The organism is Sphingomonas sp. Leaf407 (assembly GCF_001425385.1).
Lineage (GTDB): Bacteria > Pseudomonadota > Alphaproteobacteria > Sphingomonadales > Sphingomonadaceae > Sphingomonas.
On the sequence record NZ_LMQO01000003.1, the window covers coordinates 586,425 to 611,039 of the forward strand.

The following is a 24,615-nucleotide window of genomic DNA, read 5'->3' on the forward strand; positions in this document are numbered from 1 at the left end:
GAGGCAGCGACGCAGGGGGGTGCATGGTGCGATCGATCGGTGGGATGGTGGCAATGGCGATGCTGTCGAGCGCGACCGCCCCGCAAGGCGCGTCGTTGCAGGTGGATGTCGACGAGGACGGTCGTTCCGATCGGTTCGAATTGCAGGTCGATCCGCCGAGGAAGATGTTCTGGGTCACGGTGACGATGGGGAACGGGCTGCGGCTCGTGCCGCTGTCGGGGGCGATCGATCCCGATCGTGCCCGGCTGTCGCTGGCGCTGCGCGATCATACGGGACGCGGCGACATTCGCTGTGCCGAATGGCGGCCGGCGACGTCGGGTAACGGGGTCGGATGCGGCGTTCCGGTGACGTCGCATTCGCAGCCTGATCGGCTGGTCGTGGTCGATACCGGGGTGGCGAAATATCTGCTGATCTATGGCCGACGACTGGAATGGGGTGGCCGGAAACCGTCGGCCGACGTGCCGGTCCATTTCGAGGTTATGCCGGCGATCGAGGGTGCGCCGCAGCCGTTACCCTGAACCTCCGGAGGGCCCGACATGCGGCGATGGTTGGATCGCATGCGCGTCGGTGATGGCGACATGCGCGACGCGATCGGCATGATGCCGGGCGGTGATTCCGAACGCCCGCCGGGCGGTGCCTGCGCTGCGCCGCGCCAATGCTCGGCTTCGTACCGGTCGATGGCCAGAGGGCACCCACGCAATTTGCTCGCGTTCCTGCTACCCAGCCAGTAATGACGCGCGATGCGGTCGGCACGAATGCCGTCGACCGGCTTGGTTCCAGCGGAGGTCACGTTGTTCAAAGGTCTGTCGCCCATCGTCTATAACGGCCGCGAAGTCTGGCCGCTGATCGAAGGGGGCAAGGGCGTCGCCGCGACCAATCACGCATCCGCCGGCGCATGGGCGGCGGCGGGCGGCATCGGCACCGTCTCGGCGGTCAACGCCGACAGCTACGACCCCGACGGCAAGATCATTCCGCAGGTGTACAAGGCGCTCACCCGCCGCGAGCGCCATGAGGAACTGATCGAATATGCCATCGAGGGCGCGGTGCAGCAGGTCCGCCGCGCGTGGGAGATCGCCGGCGGCAACGGCGCGATCAACATCAACGTGCTGTGGGAAATGGGCGGGGCGCAGCGCATCCTGCACGGCGTGCTGGAGCGCACGCGCGGCCTCGTCTCGGGCGTCACCTGTGGTGCGGGCATGCCCTACAAGCTGTCGGAGATCACCGCATCCTACGGCGTCAGCTATCTGCCGATCGTGTCGTCGGGCCGGGCGTTCCGCGCACTGTGGAAGCGCGCCTATTCCAAGGCGTCGGAATGGCTGGCGGCGGTGGTGTACGAGGACCCGTGGCTGGCGGGCGGCCACAACGGCCTGTCGAACGCCGAGGACCCGCTCAAGCCCCAGGACCCCTATCCGCGCGTCCGCGACCTGCGCGCGACGATGCGCGAGGGCGGTATTTCCGACGACGTCCCGATCGTGATGGCCGGCGGCGTATGGTATTTGCGCGACTGGAGCGACTGGATCGACAATCCCGAACTGGGCAGGATCGCGTTCCAGTTCGGCACGCGTCCGCTGCTGACGCAGGAAAGCCCGATCCCGCAAGGGTGGAAGCAGAAGCTGATGGAGATCGAGGAAGGCGACGTGCTGCTGCACCGTTTCTCGCCGACCGGTTTCTATTCGTCGGCGGTGCGCAACCCGTTCCTGCGCCAGCTCGAAGCGCGTTCCGAACGCCAGATCGCCTTTTCCAGGCAGGAAGCGGGCGACCATGTGTTCCAGCTCGACGTGGGCGTGAAGGGCAGGAACTTCTGGGTGACGCAGGGCGACCTGCTGCGCGCGCGCGAATGGTTCGGCCACGGCTTCACCGATGCGCTCAAGACGCCGGACAACACGCTGGTGTTCGTGACGCCGGAAGAAAAGGGCGAAATCCGCAAGGACCAGACCGACTGCATGGGTTGCCTGTCGCAGTGCAGCTTTTCGAGCTGGGCCGACAGCGAAACGAACTCGACCGGACGGCTGGCCGATCCGCGCAGCTTCTGCATCCAGAAGACGTTGCAGGACATCGCGCACGGCGGCGATACCGACCGCAACCTGATGTTCGCCGGCCACGCCGCGTACAACTTCAAGCGCGATCCGTTCTATTCCAACGGCTTCGTGCCGAGCGTGAAGCAACTGGTCGACCGCATCCTGACCGGCGACTGATGCGGACGGCACCCGGGTTGACGCTGTCGCATCGGGCGGCGCTGGCCCGGGTGGCGCACATCCTTGGGGCCGCGCGATCGCCGTGGTGGGTGATCGCGGGGGCGGCCGTCGCGCTGCACGGCGTTCCGGGAACCATGGTCGACGACACCGACGTCCTCATCGACGCGGACGATTTCGGGCTTGTCACGGCGGTGCCCGAGGTCTGGTCGCTCGATCCTGGTCACAGCGACCATTTCCGGTCGGCCCGCTATGCGGTTGCCGTACTTGCGGACATCCATGTCGAGTTCATGGCCGGGCTGACGGTCCGGCAGCGTGGGGACTGGGTTCCGGTCGTACCACGGTCGCGCGAAGCGGTGCGTCTTGCAGGGGGAACCGTGTTCATCCCCGATCGCATCGACCTTGCCGAAATGCTGACGCTGTTCGATCGCCCGAAGGATGTGCGCCGGGCGGCACAGTTGCGCGGGATGGCCGGGGGGTAGCGGTCCGCCCCGGCCGTTCCCGTTCGATCAATCGTCGGCAACGGTGCCGACCACCGCGCCGCCGACGCCGCCGACTGCTGCGCCCTTTTCCACGCTGCCGCCGGTCGCGGCGGCGATGCCGGCACCGCCCGCCGCGCCGATCGCGCCGCCGCGCAGCGTCGAACAGGCGGCCAGCGACGAGCCGGCGGCAAGGGCGAGGACGAGCGTTGCGAATTTCTTCATGGGTTTACCTCCTGTTACGCGGGACGCCCCATGAAATGGCTTGCGCCGCGACAGGTTCCGAACCGTCGCTTGGGCCACACAAAGAAACATTGCAGCGTCGGTTCAGCTCGCCCAGACTAGGTTGCGATGATGAAGTCCGCCCTGATCGTTCGTCATGTCCCCTACGAAGGCTGCGCCGGCTATCGCGCGCCGATCGAGGCGGCGGGCTATGCGCTCGACCGGATCGACGTGACCGATCCGGCGTTCGCCACCGCCGATCTGACCGCGCCCGACCTGCTGATCGTGATGGGCGGGCCGATGGGGGTGTACGACACCGCCGACCACCCGTGGATTCCCGGCGAGATCGCTGCACTTGCCCGACGGCTGGCGGCGGATCGCCCGACGCTCGGCATCTGCCTTGGCGCGCAGATGGTCGCGGCGGCGCTGGGCGCGGCGGTCTACAAGGGGCCGGCGTGTGAGATCGGCTTCGATGCCATCGACCTGACGCCAGGGATCGCCTCGCCGCTGCGCCATGTTGCGCAGGTGCCGGTGCTGCACTGGCACGGCGATACCTTCGACCTGCCGCACGGGACCGAGCTGCTGGCGACCACCGCGCGCTATCGGCAGGGGTTCCGGCGAGGGAACAACCTGCTGGCGCTGCAATTCCATGCCGAGATGGGCGAGGACGAACGCTTTACCGCATGGCTCGACTATCTCGACTGTCCGATGCACCGGGCGGGGCTGGTCGAGGCCTATCGCACCCATGGCCCGGCGGCGGTGCGCGCCGGACAGGCGATGATCGCCGAGTGGCTGACCGGGCTGGGGGTGTAAAGCCCCTCAGCGGTCGAAATGCGGGTGCGGCTGGCGGTGGATGTTGCCGTCGCGGCGGCTGTTGAAGCGGTGCCAGCGGCCGTGCATGTCGCGGCGCAGCGGTGCGCCGCAGCCGAGGCAGCGCGAGCGCGCATCGATATTGTCGTGCCAGATCGACCGCTTGCGCGGCGTATGCTTGCCGAGCGCGCAAGAGAAAAGCGCGACGATTCGCCGGATCATCTTCGATTCCCCAAGTAATGCTGCACTACAGCATAGCGTGATCCGGGCGATAGGACGAGGCACGTAAACGAAGCGTTGCGACGAAGCGCGATGTGCGTGAAACCGCTCTACCGTCGCAACCCGTCGAGCACCTGATCGGGCGGGCGGTGGCCGTCGGCCCAGACGCGGATGTTGGTGATGACCTTTTCGCCCATCGCGATTCGGCCCTCTAATGTCGCCGACCCCATGTGCGGCGTCATCATGACGTTGGGCAGCGCCAGCAGCCGCGGATCGATCCGCGGTTCATGCGCCCATACGTCGAGCCCCGCGCCCGCCAGCCGCCCGGCCTCCAGCGCGTCGACCAGCGCCTCCTCGTCGACGATCCCGCCGCGCGAGGCGTTGATGAGATAGACATGGGCACCCAGCAGCGCGATCCGCCGCGCGTCGATCAGGTTCTCGCTGTCGGCGTTGCGCGGCGTGTGGATCGTCAGCAGGTCGACCGTGCGCAGCATCGCGTCGAGGTCGCCATGCCATGTCGCGCTGAGGTCCGCCTCGACGACGGCGGGCAGGCGGTGGCGGTTGTGATAATGGATCGACAGGCCGAACGCGCGCGCCCGCCTAGCCACCGCCTGGCCGATGCGCCCCATGCCGACGATGCCCAGCGCCTTGCCGCCGATGCGGTGGCCGAGCATTCCGCCGGGGCTCCACCCCTTCCACTCGCCCGATCGCACCAGCTTCTCGCCCTCGGCCAGCCGGCGCGGCACGGCGAGGATCAGCGCCATCACCATGTCGGCGGTATCCTCGCTCAGCACGCCCGGCGTGTTGGTGACGGGGATGCGCCGCGCGCGGGCGGCAGCGAGGTCGATATGGTTGACCCCCGCGCCGTAGCTGGCGATCAGCCGCAGCCGGTCGGGCGCCTGCGCGATCAGCGTCGCATCGATACTGTCGGTGACGGCGGGGACCAGCACGTCGCAATCGGCCATCGCCGCCGCCAGCTCATCGCGCGAAAAACCATGGTCGTCGGCGTTCAGCACCGCATCGAACAAGGTCGTCATGCGTTCCTCGACGGCACGTGGCAATTGCCGCGTCACATACACGCGCGGACGGCGGAGCGGGGGCGAAGCGGCGACCATATCCACGGATTGGCGGCAAGCCGGGGAATCGTCAACGGGCTGTCCGATGCGCGGCCGTGACGATAGAGGCAGAATTTGGTTCAAGGGGACAGGAAATGAAGCGGTTCGGACGACAGGCGTTGCTGGCGAGTGCGGTGGCGACGCTGCTCACCACTCTTCCGGCCGATGCGCAGCGTCGCAAGCCGCCCTATTACGCCTCGGTCGCGGCGGGCGAGGCGCGGATGCGCAGCGGGCCGGGCAAGAATTATCCGACGCAATGGGTCTATCGCCGCGCCGACCTGCCGATCAAGGTGGTCGACGTGTATCAGGACTGGCGCCGGGTCGAGGACCCCGACGGTACGCGTGGCTGGTTTCAGGTTGGGCTCTTGAGCGATCGGCGCACCGCCTATGTCGCGCAGGACATGGTCGAGCTGCGCGCCTCGCCGCAACCGGGCGCGGCGGTGGCGTGGCGCGCGGCGAAGGGCGTGGTCGGGCGGCTGTCGCGCTGCACCGGCGGCTGGTGCTATTTCGACGTGCGCGGGCGCGGCGGCTATGTCGAACAGGCACGGCTGTGGGGCGTCGATCCGGGCGAGGCGATGTAGGCCATGCTGCTCCCCTCCCTGACAAGGGAGGGGCCGGGGATGGGTAGGCCCGTGGCAGGCGCGACATCCCCTCGCAGACCGACCCACCCCCGACCCCATCCCTTGTCAGGGAGGGGAGGAACAGCTCCAGCACGTTTTCCGCCATTTACTGCCCCGCCGTATCGGGCGATACCATCCGGCACTATCGGAGACGGGGCAGCATGGTGAAATGGTGGTTGGGCGTGGCGTTGCTGGCATTGGGACAGGCAGGCATGGCGAGTGAGGCACCGGTCCCGGCCAAACCGGGCGACCTGACGCTGGAGCGGGTCTTCGCCAGCCCCGACCTCAACGGATCGGCCCCGCAGAGCCTGAAACTCTCGCCCGACGGCAAATACGTCACGCTGCTGCGCAACCGCGCCGACGAGCGCGAGCGGTTCGATTTGTGGGCGATGGACACCACGACGCGCGAATGGCGGATGCTGGTCGACAGCAAGAAGGTCGGCACTGGCGCGGCGCTGTCCGAAGCCGAAAAGATGCAGCGCGAGCGCGACCGCTCGCTGACCGGCAAGCGTGGCATCCTCGCCTATGACTGGTCGCCCGACGGCAAGTCGATCCTCGTGCCGCTCGACGGCGACCTGTATCTCGCGACGATCAGCGGCGACGTCCGCCGCCTGACCAACAGCGAGAGCGGCGAGTTGAACCCGGTGGTCAGCCCGGCCGGCGGCTATGTCAGCTTCGTGCGCGACCAGAATCTCGTCGCGCTCGACCTCAAGTCGGGGCGCGAGACGCCGCTGACGATCGAGGGCAGGGACACCGTCCATTTCGGCGAGGCGGAGTTCGTCGCGCAGGAGGAAATGGGCCGGCGCACCGGATACTGGTGGTCACCCGGCGACCGGCTGGTCGCGGTCGAACGCTTCGACGAGGCCCCGGTCGGCATCGTCACCCGCTCGGCGATCGGTGCCGAGGGGACGAGCATCTACCAGCAACGCTATCCCAAGGCGGGCACGCCCAACGTGCTGGTCGACCTCTACGTCATGAAGCCCGATGGCTCGGGCAAGGTGAAGGTCGATCTCGGCCCCGATCCCGACATCTATCTGGCGCGGGTCGACTGGACGCCCGATGGCAAGGCGCTGCTGGTCCAGCGGCAGAACCGCGCGCAGACCCGGCTCGACATGCTGCGCGTCGATCCGGCCACGGGTACGTCCACCGTGCTGTTCACCGAACAATCGGGGCCGGATAGCTGGATCAACCTGTCCGACGCCTATCAGCCGATGAAGGACGGCAGCATGTTGTGGTGGTCCGAACGCGACGGCCACGGCCATCTCTATCGCTGGAAGGCGGGCAACTGGACGCAGTTGACCAAGGGCGACTGGGCGGTCGGCGATCTGGCGGGTGTCGACGAGGCGAAGGGCCGCGTCTATTTCCTCGGCAACAAGGACGATGTCCTCGAACGCCAGCTCTATTATGTCGACATCGCGCGTCCCGGCGCCGTCACCCGGCTGACCGAGCGTGGCTGGTCGTACGGCGCGTCGATGGACGGCAAGGCCAGCCGGCTGATCGTCACCCGCTCCAACCCCGATCAGCCCGCGCAAATCTATCTGGCGGATACCACCGCCAAGCGCCTTGCATGGATCAACGAGAATGCGCTGAAGGGCGATCACCCCTATGCGCCCTATGTCGCCAGCCACCGTCCGACGCAGTTCGGCACGGTGAAGGCGAAGGACGGATCGACGCTCTACTGGAACATGATTACGCCAGTGATCGAGCCGGGCAAGCGCTATCCGGTGTTTTTCTCGCACTATGGCGGCCCGCACAGCCAGGTCGTGCGTCGGGCATGGGGCGGGGCGCTGCGGCAATATCTGGTCGACCGCGGCTGGATCTGGTTCGAGATCGACAATCGCGGCTCGCCCGATCGCGGCAAGGCGTTCGAGGATCAGATCCACCACGCGATGGGCAGCGTCGAGGTCGAGGATCAACTGGCCGGCGCCGAGTATCTGAAATCGCTGCCGTTCGTCGCGTCCGATAGGATCGCGACCTATGGCTGGTCGTACGGCGGCTATATGACCTTGAAGCTGCTGGAGAAGGCGCCGGGCGTGTTCGCCGCCGGCGTGGCGGGCGCTCCGGTCAGCCGGTGGGAGCTGTACGACACCCATTATACCGAACGCTACATGGGCGATCCGCGTCAGGTGCCCGAGGCATACGCCGCGTCGGCGACCGTGGCGGACGCGGCGAAGATCACCGATCCGCTGCTGCTGATCCACGGCATGGCCGACGATAACGTCGTGCTCGAACATTCGACCGCGATGATGGCGGCGATGCAGAAGTCCAAGACGCCGTTCGAACTGATGCTCTATCCGGGGCAGACCCACCGCGTCGGTGGTCCGGGGATCAGCGAACATCTGTGGGGAACGATCCTCGACTTCCTCGACCGGACCGTTGCGGCCAAGTAACGACCGCTTTTGATTGCGGGAAGACTTGCCCCCGTGGTACGGTAACGTCCGTACTTCGGGGGGAGTCGGACCAATGAGCGAAGCAGGGGTTTCCATCGCACCGGTAACGGGCCGTGCGCGGATCGATGTGCTGGACGTGCTGCGGGGCCTCGCGATCCTCGGCATCTTCTACATGAATGTCCCGACCCAGGCGTCGTCGGTGACGAAACTGTTCGCCGACCCGCGCCTGGTCGGCTGGACCCCGCTCGACAAATGGGTGTGGGTCGCGGTCGACGTGTTCCTCGAAGGGACGCAGCGCGGCGTGCTCGAACTGTTGTTCGGCGCGGGGTTCATGGTGCTGACCGCGCGGGCGATGCGCCCCGACGGACCGGTGGCGATCGCCGACCTGTTCTTCCGTCGCACGCTCTGGCTGCTCGCCTTCGGCCTCGTCAACGTGTTCGTCGTGCTGTGGGTCGGCGATATTCTGACGGTCTATGCCATCGCCTCGCTGTTCCTGTTTCCCTTCCGCCTGCTGGGGCCAAAGGCACTGGTCGCGATCGGCAGCCTGTTCGCGCTGACCATGGGGGTGATGGGCACCTTGGATTATGTCGAGCGCGTGCCGATGGTCGCCGGGGTCGAGCGCGCGCAGGCGGCGCAGGCGGCGGGCCGCCCGGTCGCGGCGGTCGACGCCAAGGCGCTCAAGACATGGAACGAGAAGATCGCCAAGCGCCAGCCGACGGAGAAGATGGCGAAGGATCTGGTCGAGGAACGCAAGGCGCATGCCGGCGGCTGGCTGCCCTATGCGCACTATATGTGGACGGCATGGCTGACCTTCATGGTCGGCAAGGGCTTCCTCGGCATCGCCATCGTCGAGGCGTTCTGCATGATGCTGATCGGCGTCGCGCTGTGGAAATGGGGCGTGACGCAGGGGCTGCGCAGCGCGCGCTTCTATCTGGGGCTGATGGTCGTCACCTATGGGCTGGGGCTGGGCGCGCGCATCGTCGGGGTGAGCGAGTTCCTCGCCTTCCTGCCGATTCCCAAGACGCTCTGGATCACCGAGGAGGCGGGGCGCATCCTCACCTCGATCGGCCATGTCGCGGCGGTCAACCTCGCGATGAAGTCGCTCGGCGGCATGGCGGTGTTGAAACCGTTCAAGGCGGTCGGGCGGATGGCGTTCTCGGTCTATTTCCTCGAACAGATCATCGGGCTGCATATCCTGTTCGCGCCGTACGGCTTCGACCTGTGGGACCGGTACGGCCATGCCGCGCAGTTCGCCATCGGCACCGCCGTCATCATCGTCTGCACCATCGTCGCGAACCTGTGGGCGCGGTCGTTCGTCAACGGGCCGCTGGAATGGGCATGGCGCAGCCTCGCCTATTGGCAATGGCAGCCGTTTCGCCATCCGCGGCTCCGCGAACCGCTGCCTGGCCCCACGCTGGCGGCGGCCTGACTTTACAATTCGGTCCGATTGGCTATGCCGCGCGCAAGATTTGATCGCGGAGTAGGCTAGTGGGTTATCGGGTAGTGGTCGCCGGCGCGACCGGCAATGTCGGTCGCGAAATGCTGAACATCCTCGCCGAGCGGGAATTCCCGATCGACGATCTGGCGGTGCTCGCCTCGTCGCGTTCGGCCGGCGAGATGGCCGACTTCGGCGAGACCGGCAAGCAGTACAAGATCCAGAACATCGAGCATTTCGATCCGGCCGGCTGGGACATGGCGTTGTTCGCGATCGGCAGCGACGCGACCAAAATCTATGCGCCCAAGTTCGCGGCGGCGGGCTGCGTGGTGATCGACAATTCGTCGCTCTACCGCATGGACCCCGACGTGCCGCTGATCGTGCCCGAGGTGAACCCGGAGGCGATCGACGGCTACAAGGTCAAGAACATCATCGCCAACCCCAATTGCTCGACCGCGCAGATGGTGGTGGCCCTGAAGCCGCTGCACGATGCCGCGACGATCAAGCGCGTCGTCGTCGCCACCTATCAATCGGTGTCGGGCGCGGGCAAGGCGGGGATGGACGAGCTGTTCGAACAGAGCCGCAACATCTTCGTCGGCGATTCGGCCGATCCGGTGAAGTTCACCAAGCAGATCGCGTTCAACGTGATCCCGCACATCGACAGCTTCCTCGACGACGGGTCGACCAAGGAAGAATGGAAGATGGTGGTCGAAACCAAGAAGATCCTCGATCCCAAGATCAAGGTCGTCGCCACCTGCGTCCGCGTGCCGGTGTTCGTCGGCCATAGCGAAGCGATCAACATCGAGCTGGAAAACGAACTGTCGGCGCAGGACGCGCAGAACATCCTGCGCGAAGCGCCCGGCATCATGCTGGTCGACAAGCGTGAGGACGGCGGATACGTCACGCCGATCGAATGCGTCGGCGAATTCGCGACCTATGTCAGCCGCGTGCGCGAGGATTCGACCGTCGAGAACGGCCTGGCGCTGTGGTGCGTCTCGGACAATCTGCGGAAAGGTGCCGCGCTGAACGCGGTGCAGATCGCCGAACTGCTGGGTCGCCGGCATCTGAAAAAGGACTGACCGGTACGGTATCGCACCGGGCCTGCGGCCCGGTGGCGAGCCACTCCTAAGCAAATCTTAAGTCCGCCAGCCGTATACCCTTTGCTATCGCAGGAGGGATGGATGGACGATTCCATCGGATATGTCGGGACGTGGGATGCGATCTGCCGGTCGCAGGCCGTGGTCGAATTCGGTCTGGACGGCGTGGTGTTGTGGGCCAACGACCGCTTCCTCAAGGTGATGGAATACCGGCTCGACGAGGTGGCCGGGCGGCACCACCGCATGTTCTGCACCGTCCATGATACCGCCGAACCGGACTATGGCGATTTCTGGCGCAAGCTGGGCAGCGGCGCGTTCGACACCGGACTGTATCGCCGCGTCTCGCGCAGCGGCGAAGAACGCTGGTTGCAGGCGACCTACAACCCGATCCTCGACGAGCACGGCCGCCCGGTCAAGATCGTCAAGATCGCTACCGACCAGACGCGGCAGGTACGGCTCGAACTCGAAGTGCAGCAGCGTTTCGACGAAGGCATGCGCTATCACCGCGAATTGCAGGACCAGCGCAACGAATTGCAGACGGCGGTGACGCAGCTTGCCGGTATCGTCGCGACGATCGGCGGCATCGCGTCGCAGACCCGGCTGGTGGCGCTCAACGCCGCGATCGAGGCGGCGCGCGCCGGCGATGCCGGGCGCGGCTTCGCGGTGGTCGCGACCGAGGTGCGCAAACTGGCCGACGACACCCGCAGCGCCACCGAACGCGCCTCGGCGATGCTGAAGGACCATGAAGGCGTGATGCTGGCGGCGTGAAGCCGGCAGCGTGATCCCCGCCCATCAATACCCGGTATAGCGCCCCGGCCGGTGCCACGCGATCAGGATGCCGCTGATCGCCGCCGCGCTCAGCGCCGACCATGCGATCAGCGTCGGCGTGACGACCGCGAACGACGCGAGCAGGATGGCGATGTCGATCGCCACCTGCGTGCGGCCTGCATTCCACCCGCGCGTGCGTTGCAGCCACAATGTCACCACGCCGGTTCCGCCGACCCCGGCATCGTGCCGCGCGAGCGCGAGGATGCCCATGCCGATTACGGTCCCCCCGGCGATCGCGGCAAAGGCCGGATGTACCTCGACGATGCGGATGCCATAGCGCGCGAGGCTGGAGAACAGCGCGATCCCGCCGTTGACCGCGATCGTCCGCCACATGAAGCGGCTGCCCATCGCCGCGCGCGCGAACAGGAAGAACGGGATATTGAGGAGCGTGAACAGCACCCCGGTCGGCAACGGCACCAGATAGCCGACCAGCAGCGCCACCCCGGCGATCCCGCCCGTCACCAGCCCGGCGGCGCGCAGCAGCGCGAGGCCGAGCGCGATCATCACGCAGCCGACGGTGATGGCATAGACATCCTCGGACCGGCTGTGCGGTACGGCGTGCGGGGGGACGGCTGGGGCGATGGCGGCGGACTCCGGCGAAGAAACCGGCACCCTCTCCCACGTTGTTCTTTTGTTGCGTCGGCTGTAGCGGGGTGCGGCCCGGCGGGGAAGGGGGCGCGTTGCTCGACTTGGGGCCGCCACCCGCCTATCGCTCGGGACGACGATCCTTTTTTCGCGGAGCCGCTGCCTTGTCCGACGTCGCCACCCATCGCTTCGCCAGCTTCGACGGACAGGAAATCGTCTGGCACGAGGTCGGCGAAGGCCGGCCGGTGGTGCTGATCCACGGCTATTTCAGCGACGCGATGACCAACTGGATCCGCTATGGCCACGCCGCGAAGATCGCCGCCACCGGCTGTCGCGTCATCATGCCCGACCTGCGCGCGCACGGGGGCAGCGCCCGGCCGCACGATGCCGCCGCCTATCCGCCCGATGCGCTGGCACACGACGGCATGGCGTTGCTCGCGCACCTTGGCCTGACCGACTATGATCTCGGCGGCTATTCGCTGGGCGCGCGGACGGTGGTGCGAATGCTGACGATGGGCGCGGCCCCGGCCAAGGTCGTGCTGAGCGGCATGGGGCTGGAAGGGCTACTCGACACCGGCGCACGCGCGGCGCATTTCCGCAACATCCTCACCAACCTCGGCAGTTTCGAGCGCGGATCGCCCGAATGGATGGCGGAGGCGTTCCTCAAGACCACCGGTGGCGATGCGGTCGCCTTGCTCGGCATCCTCGACACTTTCGTCGACACGTCGCGCGACGAAGTGGCGGCAATCCGCCAGCCGGTGCTGGTGCTGGCCGGAAAGGACGACGACGACAACGGCAGTCACGCCGCGCTCGCCGACCTGCTGCCCGACGCGCGACTGGCCGAAACGCCGGGCAACCACATGAGCGCGGTGACGAAACGCGAACTGGGCGAGACGATCGCGGGGTTTCTTGGGGAATAACCTCCCCTCCCTGACAAGGGAGGGGCCGGGGGTGGGTAGGTTCGCGAGGAAACGTTGCGCCAGCCAACCGGCCGACCCACCCCAACCCCTCCCTGTCAGGGAGGGGCTTTGAGGCTATTCCCTGACCGGCCCGCCGATCGACCATGTGAACCCGAACGGGTCGGCGACCTGCCCATAGCGGTCGCCCCAGAACTGGTTGTCGAGCGGCATCGTCACCGTAGCCCCCGCCGTCGTCGCCCGATCGAACGCGGCATCGGTGTCGGCCACTTGCAGATGCAGCGTCATCGCCGCCGGAGCGCCAGTCGCCCCGTGATATTCGGGGAAATCGTCGTTCAGCATCACCGACCCGCCGTTGATCTTCAGATGCGCGTGCATCACCCGCCCGTCCTCGGTCGGCATCCGCTGCACCAGCTCCGCGCCGAACGCAGTCTGGTAGAAACCGATCGCCTCGTCGGCGCGACGGTCGGCGATGGTCAGATGGGGAATGACGCCGGGATAGTCGTCGGACATGGCTCGCTCCTTTCAGGTGACGGGTTGCTCGAACTTCTCCAGCACCCATTCCTCTTCCTGCGCGGCGGCGATCCAGTCCTGCAGCCACGGGTGATTGAGCAGGGTGATGATATAGCCCATCGCGAAACGCGGGCAGGGCAGCGAATAGGTGACGATGCGCGTCGCCACCGGCGCGAACATCGCGTCGACCGCGCCGAAGCCGCCGAACAGGAAATCGCCGCCATGGCCAAAGCGCGCCCGCGCCTGCGCCCATAGCTCGTAGATGCGCGACAGGTCGGCCAGCACGTCGTCGTCGGGCTGCACCGGGTCGTACACCTGCCGCACGTTCATGCTGTGCTTGCGGCGCAGCGCGGCAAAGCCCGAGTGCATTTCCGCCGCCATCGACCGCGCCATCGCCCGTGCGGCGGCGTCGGCGGGCCAGAACCGGTCGCCACCCGATTTCTCGTTCAGATATTCGACGATCGCCAGACTGTCCCACACGACGATCTCGTCGCCGTCCCACAGGATCGGGACCTTGCCCGACGACGGGGCGAACTCGTCACCCTCGCGCCGCTTGTCCCAGTCGGCGTCGTAGAGCGGCACGACGACCTCCTCGAACGGCAGGCCCGACAGCTTGGCCGCCAGCCAGCCGCGCAGCGACCATGAGGAATAGGCCTTGTTCCCGATGATGAGCTTCAGCATGGGGCGGGTGGTGCCACGCCCGGCGGGACGTGTCGAGCGGTTGGAACTGACTGTTTGGCAGAACGATCAAGGCAGCGACCCGCACAGCGTCGGCGGGCTGCACGATCGGTCGTGCGAACGGGGTGCAGCGGCGATCATGGCGTTCGGCATCGCGCTGCTGCTGTCGGTGGGCGCGGGGTTGTTGGCGTTGCGGGGCGTCTGATCCCGGGGCACGAATCGTCATTCCGGCGTAGGCCGGAATGACGAGGTGGGTTCAGCCGAGCGACTCGATCACCGCCGCGCGCAACTCCGCGATCCCCATGCCCTTCTCGCTCGATGTCGAGATGACGTCAGGGTGCGCCGCCGGGCGCTTGCGCACTTCCTCGGCCACCGCGGCATAGACCGCGTCCAGCTCGCTCGCCTTGATCTTGTCGGTCTTGGTCAGCACGATGCGATAGCTGGTCGCCGCCTTGTCGAGCATCGTGAAGACCTCGCGGTCGACATCCTTGATGCCGTGGCGCGAATCGACCAGCACCAGCGTGCGTTTCAGCACCTGCCGCCCGCGCAGATAATCGTTCACCAGATAGCGCCACTTGCGCACCATGTCCTTGGGCGCCTTGGCGAAGCCATAGCCCGGCATGTCGACCAGCCGGAATTTCAGCGGCGTGCCGATGTCGAAGAAGTTCAGCTCCTGCGTCCGCCCCGGCGTGACCGAGGTCCGCGCCAGCGACGTGCGCCCGGTCAGTGCGTTGAGCAGCGACGACTTGCCGACGTTCGATCGCCCGGCAAAGGCGATCTCGGACACGTCGGGGCTGGGCAGATGTTCGAGCGATGGTGCCGATTTCAGGAACTGGATCGGGCCGGCGAAGATTTTGCGCGCCGACTCGATCAGGTCCTCGTCGAAGCGCGCGTCGCCCGGCGGGGCGGGGGGAGGCGTGTCGCTCACTTCGCCGCCGCCTGCTTGAGCGCGGGATGCCGTGCGTACAGCAACTGCTGCTGCGCGATGGTCAGCAGATTCGACGTGATCCAGTAGACCTGCAGGCCCACCGCGAACGGGGCCATGACGAACATCAGCACCCATGGCATCAACCCGAAGACCTGCTTCTGCATGTCGTCCATCGGCGCCGGGTTCAGCTTGAACTGGAAGTACATCGAAATGCCCAGCAGCACCGGCACGATGCCGATCGCGAGGAAATGCGGCGGGGTGAAGTCGAGATAGCCGAACAGGTTCAGGATCGTCGCCGGATCGGGCGCCGACAGATCCTTGATCCACCCGACGAACGGCTGGTGCCGCATCTCGATGGTCAGCAACAGCACCTTGTACAGCGCGTAGAAGATCGGAATCTGGATCAGCGTCGGCAGACAGCCGGCAACCGGATTGACCTTTTCCTCCTTGTAGAGCTGCATCATCTTCTGCTGCAACTGCGCCTTGTCGTCCTTGTAGCGCTCCTGCAGCACCTTCAACTTGGGCTGGACCGCGCGCATCGCCGCCATCGACGCGAACTGGCGCTGTGCGACCGGGAACATCAGGCCACGGATCGTCAGCGTCAGCAGGATGATCGCCACGCCGAAGTTGCCGACGAGGCGGAACAGCCAGTCGAGATAGACGAAGATCGGCTCTTCGACGATGCGGAACCAGCCCCAGTCGATCGAGCGCGAGAAATAGGGCACGCCCTGCTCCTCATAGGCGTTGAGGAGCTTGTTCTCCTTGGCACCGGCGAAGAAGCGCGTCGTCTGCGACAGCGCCTGTCCTGGTGCTACCGCCGCCAGCGTCGGCGAACGATAGTCCGCCTGATGCCGCTGGTCGCCACCGCGCAGCGAGAGGGTGTGCTGCACGCCCTGATCGGGGATCAGCGCGGTCATCCAATAATGGTCGGTGAAGCCGAGCCAGCCGCCCTTGGTGGCGAAGGTCTCGGGCTTCTCGTCGATGTCGGTGTAGTTGACGTCGAACTTCACGCCGTTGCCGGCTTCATAGACCGGGCCGACCTGGATCGTCATCGTATCCTTGTCGACCGGCGCGCCGCGCCGGCTGAGCAGGCCATAGGTCGCGACCTGCACCGGCTGCGCCCCCGCATTCGCCACGCTCTGGCGGATGGTGAACATATAGCCGGTGTCGACCGCGATCTGCATTTGATACCGCTGGGTGCCGACCGTCGTCGACAGCGTCACCGGCGTCTGCGGGGTCAGCTTCGTCGCGCTCGCGGTCCACAGCGCGTCGGCGGGCGGCGCGGTGATGCCGGTGCCGCTCCAGCCGAACTGCGCGAAATACGCATCGGCGGTGCCCGATGGCGACAGGAGGCGGACCGGCGGCGAATCGGGAGCGATCGTCTCGTTGTGGCGCACCAGCACGAGGTCGTCGATCCGCCCGCCGCGCAGGTTGATCGACCCGCGCACGCTGGGCGTCTCGATTGCGATGCGTGGGCTCTCGCGCAACACCAGATTGCGGTCGCGGATCGCGTTCACGCTATCGGCGGCGGGATCGGCCGATGGATTGGCGACGGGCTTGGCCTTGCCGTCCTCGACCTTCACGACCGGCGGATTGGCGGCCGGAAAGAAGCGGTTGGCGACATAGGGCCAGCCGAACAGCACCAGCGCCGCCAGCACCGCGAACAGCAGGAAATTCTTCTGATCGTCTTTCACGCGCTTGGTCCTTACGGCGTCAGTCTTTCAAGGCACCGGATCATGGCCGTGCCCACCCCAGGGATGGCAGCGCGCGATACGTTTCGCGGCCAGCCAGCCCCCCTTGGCCGCGCCATAGCGGTGAAGGGCGGTGATTGCATAGGCCGAACACGACGGTTGATAGCGGCACGAGGGCGGCAGGATCAGCGACGGCCCCAATTGCCACCCGCGCGCGACGAGCATCAACGCGCGCGCGGCGATGCTCGGGGCAGGGGGGCGGGTGCCGTCGCTCACCGGCGGACCTTGCGCAACGCCTTGGTCAGTTCGACCTTGAGGTCGTCGAACGGGCGCTCGATCCCGCCGGCGCGGCCGATCAGCACATGATCGGCACCGGCCAGCCCGTGGTCGGGCAGCAGTTCGGCAGCGAGCGCGCGAAAGCGCCGTTTCATCCGGTTGCGGATGACGGCGTTGCCGACCTTCTTCGATACGGTGATGCCGATTCGCATCGCCCTGTCGGCTGTAGCGTCGGCGGTGGTGGCCAGCTCGCCCTCGCGGCGCTGGCGCACCAGCAGGACAAAGCCGGGCATCGGTGCCCGGCGTCCCGCATTCGCCGCCAGATAATCCTGGCGGCGCAGCATCTTGATTATGCCGACAGCTTCTTGCGGCCGCGCGAACGACGCGCGCGGATCACGTTGCGGCCGCCCGGCGTCGCCATGCGCGAACGGAAGCCGTGACGACGGGCCCGCACCAGGTTGCTCGGCTGAAAAGTCCGCTTCATCACTCATCCCCAGGTATTCGAACTGCAATAGAACGTAAAAAGCCGCCAGTTACGGCGGCCGCGTGGTTGGAGCCCTTAGCGATCGGTCGGTCGCAAGTCAACGGATCACCCGCGCAGGCGACGCCGCTTCGCACTCGCCCGGCGCAGCACCCGGTCGACCAGCGCCGAGGTGCGCGGATAACGCCGCATCACCCGCGCGAACCGGCGCCTGGCCCATGGCGAATTGCGCAGGATCAGCGCCAGCCCGGCGGCAAAGGTGAACATGCCCCCCGGCCCCGGCAGCAACGCGACCAGCGGCGTCGCGAGAATCAGCATCGAACCAAGTATCAGGAGCAGGATCTGCATGGCCACCATCCATGCCACCAGTGTGTTGCAGCCACAAGACGGCGTGCGCCGTGTTCCATCGGATGGCAAAGGCAGTCCGTCGGAAAACGCCTCTCCCTGACAAGGGAGGGGCCGGGGGTGGGTCGGCCGGCGAGGAAACGTCACGCCCGCCCCAGACCTGTGAATCCCCGATGCTGATCGAAATGCACAGCCGCATCGTCACCCCGGACTTGTTCCGGGGTCCACGGCGCGGCGATCGATGCCGCCTGATGCACGACCGACAACCTGCGCAGCCGGGTGGACCCCGGAACAAGTCCGGGGTGACGAAGACAGGCAGCCCTTCCGTTCAAGCACTGTACCGGATGCGAAACCGGATGCGAAAACCCGGCTCGACGCCCCATCGAACACCGCTTAAGTCCACAGATGGGAAACAAGGCAGGGGGCTGGCTTTTGGTCGCGATCGTATCGACGGCGGCGTATCTCGGGCTGGAGGCGCGCCGGGTCGAGGTGCAGGTGCAGCTTTCGCCCGGCATCCCCGCCTTCGTCGTCGTCGGGCTGGCCGACAAGGCCGTCGGCGAGAGCCGCGAACGGGTCCGCGCCGCCATCGCCGCGATCGGCCTTGCCCTTCCGCCCAAGCGGATCACCGTCAACCTCTCGCCCGCTGATCTGCCCAAGGAAGGATCGCACTACGACCTGCCGATCGCGCTCGGCCTGCTGGCGGCGATGGGCGTGGTCGATGCCGAGGCGCTGGCCGAGTATCTGGTCGTCGGCGAACTGGGGCTCGACGGCCGCATCGCCGCTTCGCCCGGCGTGTTGCTGGCGGCGATGCTGGCGGCGGGCGAGGGGCTGTCGCTGATCTGCCCCGCCGCGCAAGGGTCCGACGCGGCATGGGCCGGCACGACCATCGCCGCCGCGCCCGACCTGCTGGCGTTGCTGAATCATCTGAAGGGCGAACAACTGCTCGCCGGTCCGGTCGCCGGCCATGCCGAGGATATGCCGACCGGCAATGATCTGGCCCAAGTGAAGGGGCAGGAAGTCGCCAAGCGCGCGCTGGAGATCGCCGCCGCCGGCGGCCACAATCTGTTGATGGTCGGCCCACCGGGCGCGGGCAAGTCGCTGCTTGCTTCCTGCCTGCCCGGCATCCTGCCACCGCTCGACGCCGCCGAGGCGCTGGAGGTGTCGATGGTCGCCTCGGTCGCCGGCACGCTGACCGGCGGGCGGATGACCCGCGCCCGCCCGTTCCGCTCGCCGCATCACTCCGCATCGATGGCGGCGCTCACCGGCGGCGGGCTGAAGGTGAAGCCTGGCGAGATCAGTATGGCGCATCTGGGCGTCCTGTTCCTCGACGAACTGCCCGAATTCCAGCGCGCCGTGCTCGATTCGCTGCGCCAGCCGCTGGAAACCGGCGAGGTCAGCGTCGCGCGCGCCAACGCCCATGTCACCTTTCCGGCGCGGGTGCAGTTGATCGCGGCGATGAATCCGTGCCGCTGCGGCCATCTCGGCGACGCCGCGCTCGCCTGCGCCCGCGCGCCGCGCTGCGCCGCCGACTATCAGGCGAAGGTGTCGGGGCCTTTGCTTGACCGGATCGACCTGGTGATCGAGATGACGGCGGTCAGCGCCGCCGACCTTGTCCTGCCGCCCCCGGCGGAAGGCTCGACGCAGGTCGCCGCCCGCGTCGCCCGCGCCCGCACCGTCCAGCGTACCCGCTATGGCGCGGACGGCCCGCGCACCAATGCCGAGGCCGATGGCGCGGTACTCGCGCAGGCGGCGGTGCTCGACGATGGCGCGCGCGCCCTGCTCGCGCAGGCGGCGGCGGCGATGCGGCTGTCGGCGCGCGGCTACACCCGCGTCCTGCGCGTCGCGCGCACCATCGCCGATCTGGCGGATGTCGCGACGATCGGTCGCGCCCATGTCGCCGAGGCGCTCGGCTATCGCCGGCGCGCGCCGGTCAACTGAACGAACCGCTCAAGGAGTCTCGACGATGTACTGGATGCTGCTGCCGCTCAAACGCTACGCCGATTTCCGTGGTCGGTCGCGCCGCAAGGAACTCTGGATGTTCGTCCTCGGCTATGTGCTGATCTTCGCCGTTCTCGGCACGATCCTCGGCACCCTCGGGGCCTTTTCGCTGCTGCAGGAAGATGCCCCCTCGCAGGACGTGAACGGTCCGATGCTGGGCGTTTTCGGCATCCTCGGGCTGATCGGCCTCGGGCTGTTCATCCCCTCGCTCGCGGTGCAGGTCCGCCGGCTGCACGACCGCGACATGAGCGGCTGGTGGCTGTTGCTGTTCTATGTCCTGAGCCTCGTGCCGCTCGTCGGCTTTTTCGTATGGGTTGCGCAGATCGTGCTGATGATCCTGCCCGGCACGCCCGGCCCCAACCGCTTCGGTCCCGATCCCAAGGATCCCTATGGCCGGCTCGACGATACCGACGTCTTCGCCTAGTTGCAGCGGCGCGCGGCCTTTGCTAACGGAGCCCCGCGTGCCCCTGTGGTGAAATTGGTAGACGCGTCCGACTCAAAATCGGATTCCGCAAGGAGTGCTGGTTCGAGCCCGGCCAGGGGCACCAATTCCCAACCCATACCGGTCGTTACGCTGCGCGATTAACGCAGCTTTAGGACCCCCGGGGCGATACCGCGTAGCGATGACCGATCCCGCGAACGATGTCCCTGAACGCGAACGCCGCAGCAGCGTCATCCTGCGCGCGCTCGTCGAAACCAGCGACGCGGCGATCGAATGCCGCGTCCGCAACCTCTCCGCCTCGGGCGCCTGTATCGACAACGAGGCCGAACTGGCCACCGGTGCCCGCGTGCTGGTGTCGATGGGCACGCTCCACCATCTGCGCGGCGAAGTGGTGTGGGCGACCGAACGGCTGGCCGGGCTGCGCTTCGACAAGGCGAACATCGACATTGATTCGGCCCGCAAACCCCGCGGCACGGTGGCTAAGACCTCACCGGCAGGGGCCGGCTGGCTGGCCCAGCTCGACGACCCGCACCGGCGGCGCCCGCGCTGACCACCAGTTGAATATCCGCATCCCGTCCTTTTCGGCAGAATCATATAAAGACTTTGTTATATCCTTATGTAATGCCGGATTTGACCTTCCGTGGTCAGATAAATAGGGTCTGTCAAAACAGCGGGGAGATGGCGGGATGACGGACGATCATACAGGCGGATTGACCCGCCGGGCCATGCTCGAAGCCTCGCTCGCCGCGTCGGCGGCACTGGCGCTGCCCGATGTCGCGGTCGCCAACGCGCTGCCGCCGCGCCCCGACCGGCTGTGGTACACCGCCCCCGCCGTGAAGTGGACCGAGGCGCTGCCGGTCGGCAACGGCCGGCTGGGCGCGATGGTGTTCGGCGGGACGGCGCGCGAACGGCTGCAACTGAACGAGGACACCTTCTATGCCGGCGGTCCGCACAACCCGCTGAATCCGAAGGCAAAAGCATCCCTGCCCGAAGTCCGCCGCTTGATCGCCGCCGGACGCTATGCCGAAGCGCAGGCGCTGGCGCAGAGCGACCTGATGGGCGTGCCGATCAAGCAGATGCCGTATCAGACGATCGGCGACCTGCTGCTGACCATGCCCGGCCTCGGCGCGGTGCGCGACTATCAGCGCGCGCTCGACCTCGACACCGCGCGCTGCACGACCGGTTTCATCGCCGGCGACGTCGCCTATCGGCGCGACGTGGTGGTATCGCCCGACGATCAGGTGATCGCCGTTCGCGTGAGTGCCGCCCGCAAGGGAGCACTCGACCTCGACATCGCGCTCACCACGCCGCAGTCCGCCGAAGTCACCGCGCAGAACAACGGGTTGCGCATGATTGGCAAGGGGCGGGCAGCCGAAGGAATCCCCGGCGCACTGCGGTTCGCGACGCTGGTCCGCGTGCTGCCCTCGGGCGGGGCGATGCAGTCGGTCGGCGACGCCGTGCAGGTGCGCGGCGCCGACAGCGTCACGATCCTGATCGCGATGGCGACCAGCTACCGCCGGTTCGACGACATCACCGCCGACCCGGTGGCGATCGTCGAACGACAGATTGCCCGCGCGGCGACCCGCCCGTTCGACCGCATCGCCGCCGACACCGCGACCAGCCACCAGCGGCTCTATCGTCGCGTCTCGATCGACCTCGGCGACAACGCGGGCGCCGACTTGCCGACTGACCGGCGGATCGTCGCCGGCGTGACCGCCGACGATCCGGGGCTGGCGGCGCTGTACTTCAACTATGCGCGCTATCTGCTCATCACCTCGTCGCGCGCCGGCAGTCAGCCGGGCAATCTGCAAGGCATCTGGAACGACAGCGTCGATCCGCCATGGGGCTGCAAATTCACGATCAATATCAATACCCAGATGAATTACTGGCCGGCCCAGCCGCTGGCGCTGGGCGAATGCGTCCAGCCGCTCGTCGCGATGCTCAAGGACCTCGCGATCACCGGTGCCGTGACCGCGCGCGAGATGTATGGCGCGCGGGGATGGGTGGTCCATCACAATACCGATCTGTGGCGGTCGACCGCACCGGTCGATGGCGCGAAATGGGGCATGTGGCCGACCGGCGGGGCATGGCTGTGTACCCATTTATGGGAGCATTACGACTATCACCGCGACACCGCGTTCCTGCGCGACGTCTATCCGGTGATGGCCGGGGCATGCCGCTTCTTCCTCGACACGCTCGTCACCGACCCGGCGACGGGCAGCCTGATGACCAGCCCGTCGCTCTCGCCCGAGAACGAACATCGCCCCGGTATCGCGATCTGCGAAGGGCCGGCGATGGACCAGCAGATCCTGCGCGACCTGTTCGCCCAGACCGCTGAGGCCGCCGGAATCCTGAAGATCGACGCCGGTTTCGTCCGCGAACTGACGGCGGCGCGCGCCCGCCTTGCCCCCGATCGGATCGGCGCGCAGGGCCAGTTGCAGGAATGGCAGGCCGATTGGGACGCGACCGCGCCCGAACAGAACCACCGCCATGTATCGCATCTCTACGCGCTGTTTCCCAGCGACCAGATCTCACTCGACCGGACGCCGGCGCTGGCCGCCGCCGCGCGCAAGTCGCTCGAAGTGCGCGGCGACGAGGCGACCGGCTGGGCAACGGCGTGGCGCATCAACCTGTGGGCACGGCTGCGTGACGGCGAGCATGCGCACCGCATCCTGCGCTTCCTGCTCGGGCCGGAGCGGACCTATCCCAACATGTTCGACGCCCATCCCCCGTTCCAGATCGACGGGAATTTCGGCGGGGCGCGGGCGATCGGCGAGATGCTGATGCAGAGCGAGGGCGATACCATCCGCCTGCTGCCGGCGCTGCCCGGCGCGTGGAGCGGCGGCCGGATCGCAGGGCTGCGCGCGCGGGGCGGGTGCGGCGTCGATCTGCGCTGGCAGGGCGGGCGGCTGGTCGAGGCGACCTTGCGACCCGACCGCGCGGGTACGCGCACGCTGATCCTCGGCAATGTTCGCCGGCCGGTGACGCTGGTCGCCGGGCGGCCGCTGCGGCTGGTCGGGCCGGAACTGCGTCCGGCCTGAGAGTCTGTTTTGCGGGCTGGCACCGTCTGAAAACTCGCGGAAGAGCGAGTTTTCAGAGAGCCTTTCACCGCCGCGCGAGGATCGCCCAGCCGACCAGCCCGGAGAGCAGCGAGCCGCCGAGCACGCCGATCCTGACCGCGTCCATCACCGGCCCTTCGCCAAAGGCGAGGCCGCCGATGAACAGGCTCATGGTGAAGCCGATTCCGCACAGCGCGGCCATGCCCCACACCTGCCGCCAGCCCGCATGGTCGGGCATGGTGGTCAGGCCGAGGTGCACCATCGCCCAGACGGTGGCGAAGATGCCCGCCTGCTTGCCGAGGAACAGCCCGGCCATGATCCCGAGCGGCAGCGGCGCGATGAGATCGGCGGGGCCGGTCCCGGCGAACGACACGCCGGCGTTGGCGAAGCCGAACAGCGGCACGATGGCAAAGGCGACCCATGGCTGGATCGCATGTTCCAGCCGTTCGAGCGGCGGCGTCCCGCCAGCCCCACGCAACGGAATCGTCAGCGCCACCGCGACCCCGGCCAGCGTCGCATGGACGCCCGACAGCAGCACCGCGACCCACACCCCGGCCCCGACCAGCAGATAGGGGACGAGCGAGCGGACGCCCATCCGGTTGAAACCAAGCAGGATCGTCAGCCCGACGATCGCCAGCCCCAGCGGCACCACCGCGATCGATTCGGTGTAGAAGACGGCGATGACGACAATCGCCAGCAGGTCGTCGATCACCGCGATCGCGGTCAGCAGCACCTTGAGCGACAGCGGTACGCGCGGTCCGAGCAGCGCGACGATGCCGAGCGCGAAGGCGATGTCGGTCGCCGCCGGAATCGCCCAGCCGCGCAGCGCCGGGGTGCCGGCGTTGATCGCGCTGTAGAGCAGCGCCGGCACCGCCATGCCCGCCACCGCCGCTGCGCCGGGCAGGATACGCTGGTCCCACGCCGACAATTGTCCGGCGATCAGCTCGCGCTTCACCTCCAGCCCGATCAGCAGGAAGAACAGCGTCATCAGCCCGTCGTCGATCCAGTGGCGGATGCTGAGCGGCCCGACATGCGCCTCCAGTCCCGCGAAATAGGCCGGGGCGGCCGGCGAATTGGCGACAAGCAGCGCCAGCACCGCCGCGCCGAGCAGCACCAGCCCCCCGGCGGCCTGTCCGGCGAAGAAGCGGCGGATCGCGCGGGTGGCACGGCGCGGCCGCGAGGATGGCGACGGGGAGGACATCAGGCTTACACTCGCGTTCGGGGCGGTCGCTGCCCCTTTGCCCGCTGCCGCCCGCTTCGCCTATAGCCGCCGGACCACCCGCCGTGCCGGAGGC

The 24,615-nt window shown here is 67.4% G+C and carries 29 protein-coding genes and 1 tRNA gene; 17 read left to right on the top strand and 13 right to left on the bottom strand.

Translation table 11 applies throughout. The annotated features are described in order from the left end of the window. Positions 1-23: 23 nt before the first annotated feature. From ASG37_RS12205 to ASG37_RS12215, 4 genes are read left to right on the top strand one after another with little or no spacing between them, the layout of a single operon-like run. On the top strand, positions 24-518 hold the full coding sequence (locus tag ASG37_RS12205) for a hypothetical protein (protein ID WP_156349138.1): 495 nt from the start codon (positions 24-26) through the stop codon (positions 516-518). Between the two features lie 18 nt (positions 519-536). Further along, entirely contained in the window at positions 537-731 is a 195-nt protein-coding gene (locus tag ASG37_RS17700) for a hypothetical protein (protein WP_156349139.1), read from the top strand. Positions 732-791: 60 nt separating this feature from the next. After that, positions 792-2,195 carry an NAD(P)H-dependent flavin oxidoreductase gene (locus tag ASG37_RS12210; RefSeq protein ID WP_055760613.1) on the top strand — a complete coding sequence of 468 codons (1,404 nt, stop codon included), beginning with the start codon at positions 792-794 and terminating at the stop codon, positions 2,193-2,195. Beyond that, positions 2,195-2,674, top strand: a complete 480-nt coding sequence (locus ASG37_RS12215) for a hypothetical protein (protein ID WP_055760312.1) — start codon at positions 2,195-2,197, stop codon at positions 2,672-2,674. The genes ASG37_RS12210 and ASG37_RS12215 overlap by 1 nt, the downstream gene beginning before the upstream one ends. 27 nt (positions 2,675-2,701) lie before the next feature. On the opposite strand, the gene ASG37_RS12220 is transcribed toward ASG37_RS12215, so the two are convergent. Further along, entirely contained in the window at positions 2,702-2,896 is a 195-nt protein-coding gene (locus tag ASG37_RS12220; protein WP_055760315.1) for a hypothetical protein, read from the bottom strand. Positions 2,897-3,025: 129 nt separating this feature from the next. Here ASG37_RS12220 and ASG37_RS12225 point away from each other — a divergent pair, with 129 nt between their 5' ends. Then, complete coding sequence (locus ASG37_RS12225) at positions 3,026-3,706, top strand: glutamine amidotransferase (protein WP_055760617.1); 681 nt, start codon at positions 3,026-3,028, stop codon at positions 3,704-3,706. A 6-nt stretch (positions 3,707-3,712) separates the two neighbouring features. Here the strand turns inward: ASG37_RS12225 and ASG37_RS12230 are convergent, their stop codons facing one another. Together ASG37_RS12230 and ASG37_RS12235 are read right to left on the bottom strand one after the other, a co-directional pair. Then, positions 3,713-3,925, bottom strand: a complete 213-nt coding sequence (locus ASG37_RS12230; protein WP_055760318.1) for a hypothetical protein — start codon at positions 3,923-3,925, stop codon at positions 3,713-3,715. Positions 3,926-4,032: 107 nt separating this feature from the next. Further along, the gene (locus ASG37_RS12235) at positions 4,033-5,037 is read right to left on the bottom strand and encodes a 2-hydroxyacid dehydrogenase (protein ID WP_055760321.1); all 1,005 of its coding nucleotides are present in this window, start codon (positions 5,035-5,037) and stop codon (positions 4,033-4,035) included. Between the two features lie 95 nt (positions 5,038-5,132). On the opposite strand from ASG37_RS12235, the gene ASG37_RS12240 reads away from it, so the two are divergent. The 5 genes from ASG37_RS12240 (at position 5,133) to ASG37_RS18195 (ending at position 11,347) form a co-directional block, all read left to right on the top strand. Beyond that, a complete protein-coding gene (locus ASG37_RS12240; protein ID WP_055760324.1) occupies positions 5,133-5,618 on the top strand; it encodes an SH3 domain-containing protein in 486 nt (161 codons plus the stop codon). A 200-nt stretch (positions 5,619-5,818) separates the two neighbouring features. After that, positions 5,819-8,047 carry a S9 family peptidase gene (locus tag ASG37_RS12245; protein ID WP_055760327.1) on the top strand — a complete coding sequence of 743 codons (2,229 nt, stop codon included), beginning with the start codon at positions 5,819-5,821 and terminating at the stop codon, positions 8,045-8,047. 73 nt (positions 8,048-8,120) lie between these two features. Continuing rightward, positions 8,121-9,476 carry a DUF418 domain-containing protein gene (locus ASG37_RS12250; protein WP_055760330.1) on the top strand — a complete coding sequence of 452 codons (1,356 nt, stop codon included), beginning with the start codon at positions 8,121-8,123 and terminating at the stop codon, positions 9,474-9,476. A 59-nt stretch (positions 9,477-9,535) separates the two neighbouring features. Further along, on the top strand, positions 9,536-10,561 hold the full coding sequence (locus ASG37_RS12255; protein ID WP_055760333.1) for an aspartate-semialdehyde dehydrogenase: 1,026 nt from the start codon (positions 9,536-9,538) through the stop codon (positions 10,559-10,561). Between the two features lie 102 nt (positions 10,562-10,663). Next, the gene (locus tag ASG37_RS18195) at positions 10,664-11,347 is read left to right on the top strand and encodes a methyl-accepting chemotaxis protein (RefSeq protein ID WP_055760336.1); all 684 of its coding nucleotides are present in this window, start codon (positions 10,664-10,666) and stop codon (positions 11,345-11,347) included. A 24-nt stretch (positions 11,348-11,371) separates the two neighbouring features. Here ASG37_RS18195 and ASG37_RS12265 read toward each other — a convergent pair whose 3' ends face one another. Further along, a complete protein-coding gene (locus ASG37_RS12265) occupies positions 11,372-12,019 on the bottom strand; it encodes a YitT family protein (protein ID WP_055760338.1) in 648 nt (215 codons plus the stop codon). Positions 12,020-12,156: 137 nt separating this feature from the next. Here ASG37_RS12265 and ASG37_RS12270 point away from each other — a divergent pair, with 137 nt between their 5' ends. Further along, positions 12,157-12,912 carry an alpha/beta fold hydrolase gene (locus ASG37_RS12270; protein WP_055760342.1) on the top strand — a complete coding sequence of 252 codons (756 nt, stop codon included), beginning with the start codon at positions 12,157-12,159 and terminating at the stop codon, positions 12,910-12,912. Positions 12,913-13,026: 114 nt separating this feature from the next. Here ASG37_RS12270 and ASG37_RS12275 read toward each other — a convergent pair whose 3' ends face one another. Together ASG37_RS12275 and ASG37_RS12280 are read right to left on the bottom strand one after the other, a co-directional pair. Beyond that, positions 13,027-13,422 (bottom strand): VOC family protein, encoded by a 396-nt coding sequence (locus ASG37_RS12275; protein WP_055760345.1) that lies wholly within the window; start codon positions 13,420-13,422, stop codon positions 13,027-13,029. A 12-nt stretch (positions 13,423-13,434) separates the two neighbouring features. Beyond that, positions 13,435-14,103, bottom strand: a complete 669-nt coding sequence (locus ASG37_RS12280; RefSeq protein WP_200909761.1) for a glutathione S-transferase — start codon at positions 14,101-14,103, stop codon at positions 13,435-13,437. Here ASG37_RS12280 and ASG37_RS12285 point away from each other — a divergent pair. After that, on the top strand, positions 14,090-14,305 hold the full coding sequence (locus tag ASG37_RS12285) for a hypothetical protein (RefSeq protein WP_162233465.1): 216 nt from the start codon (positions 14,090-14,092) through the stop codon (positions 14,303-14,305). The two genes, ASG37_RS12280 and ASG37_RS12285, sit on opposite strands and share 14 nt — an antisense overlap. Before the next feature lie 51 nt (positions 14,306-14,356). Here ASG37_RS12285 and yihA read toward each other — a convergent pair whose 3' ends face one another. From yihA to ASG37_RS12315, 6 genes are all read right to left on the bottom strand, one after another. Then, a complete protein-coding gene (gene yihA / locus ASG37_RS12290; RefSeq protein WP_055760351.1) occupies positions 14,357-15,028 on the bottom strand; it encodes a ribosome biogenesis GTP-binding protein YihA/YsxC in 672 nt (223 codons plus the stop codon). After that, on the bottom strand, positions 15,025-16,722 hold the full coding sequence (yidC, locus tag ASG37_RS12295) for a membrane protein insertase YidC (protein ID WP_055760353.1): 1,698 nt from the start codon (positions 16,720-16,722) through the stop codon (positions 15,025-15,027). Before yidC ends, yihA begins: the two co-directional genes overlap by 4 nt. A gap of 27 nt (positions 16,723-16,749) precedes the next feature. After that, positions 16,750-16,962, bottom strand: coding sequence for a membrane protein insertion efficiency factor YidD (yidD, locus tag ASG37_RS12300; RefSeq protein ID WP_055760623.1), 213 nt, complete (start codon positions 16,960-16,962; stop codon positions 16,750-16,752). A gap of 29 nt (positions 16,963-16,991) precedes the next feature. Continuing rightward, positions 16,992-17,339, bottom strand: coding sequence for a ribonuclease P protein component (rnpA, locus tag ASG37_RS12305; RefSeq protein ID WP_055760356.1), 348 nt, complete (start codon positions 17,337-17,339; stop codon positions 16,992-16,994). A gap of 5 nt (positions 17,340-17,344) precedes the next feature. After that, a complete protein-coding gene (gene rpmH, locus ASG37_RS12310; RefSeq protein WP_055760361.1) occupies positions 17,345-17,479 on the bottom strand; it encodes a 50S ribosomal protein L34 in 135 nt (44 codons plus the stop codon). Between the two features lie 105 nt (positions 17,480-17,584). Next, positions 17,585-17,824 carry a hypothetical protein gene (locus ASG37_RS12315; protein ID WP_055760626.1) on the bottom strand — a complete coding sequence of 80 codons (240 nt, stop codon included), beginning with the start codon at positions 17,822-17,824 and terminating at the stop codon, positions 17,585-17,587. Between the two features lie 429 nt (positions 17,825-18,253). Here ASG37_RS12315 and ASG37_RS12320 point away from each other — a divergent pair, with 429 nt between their 5' ends. The 5 genes from ASG37_RS12320 to ASG37_RS12340 all read left to right on the top strand — a co-directional run bounded on the left by ASG37_RS12320 (position 18,254) and on the right by ASG37_RS12340 (position 23,302). Next, positions 18,254-19,759: a YifB family Mg chelatase-like AAA ATPase gene (locus tag ASG37_RS12320; protein WP_055760629.1), complete on the top strand. Its 1,506-nt coding sequence runs from the start codon at positions 18,254-18,256 to the stop codon at positions 19,757-19,759. A gap of 25 nt (positions 19,760-19,784) precedes the next feature. Next, positions 19,785-20,243, top strand: coding sequence for a DUF805 domain-containing protein (locus ASG37_RS12325; RefSeq protein WP_055760364.1), 459 nt, complete (start codon positions 19,785-19,787; stop codon positions 20,241-20,243). 39 nt (positions 20,244-20,282) lie between these two features. Next, positions 20,283-20,367, top strand: a tRNA-Leu gene (locus tag ASG37_RS12330). Positions 20,368-20,442: 75 nt separating this feature from the next. Continuing rightward, positions 20,443-20,811 carry a PilZ domain-containing protein gene (locus ASG37_RS12335; protein WP_055760366.1) on the top strand — a complete coding sequence of 123 codons (369 nt, stop codon included), beginning with the start codon at positions 20,443-20,445 and terminating at the stop codon, positions 20,809-20,811. A gap of 136 nt (positions 20,812-20,947) precedes the next feature. After that, positions 20,948-23,302, top strand: a complete 2,355-nt coding sequence (locus tag ASG37_RS12340; RefSeq protein ID WP_055760369.1) for a glycosyl hydrolase family 95 catalytic domain-containing protein — start codon at positions 20,948-20,950, stop codon at positions 23,300-23,302. A 64-nt stretch (positions 23,303-23,366) separates the two neighbouring features. On the opposite strand, the gene nhaA is transcribed toward ASG37_RS12340, so the two are convergent. Next, the gene (nhaA, locus tag ASG37_RS12345; RefSeq protein ID WP_055760371.1) at positions 23,367-24,521 is read right to left on the bottom strand and encodes a Na+/H+ antiporter NhaA; all 1,155 of its coding nucleotides are present in this window, start codon (positions 24,519-24,521) and stop codon (positions 23,367-23,369) included. Positions 24,522-24,615 lie beyond the last annotated feature (94 nt).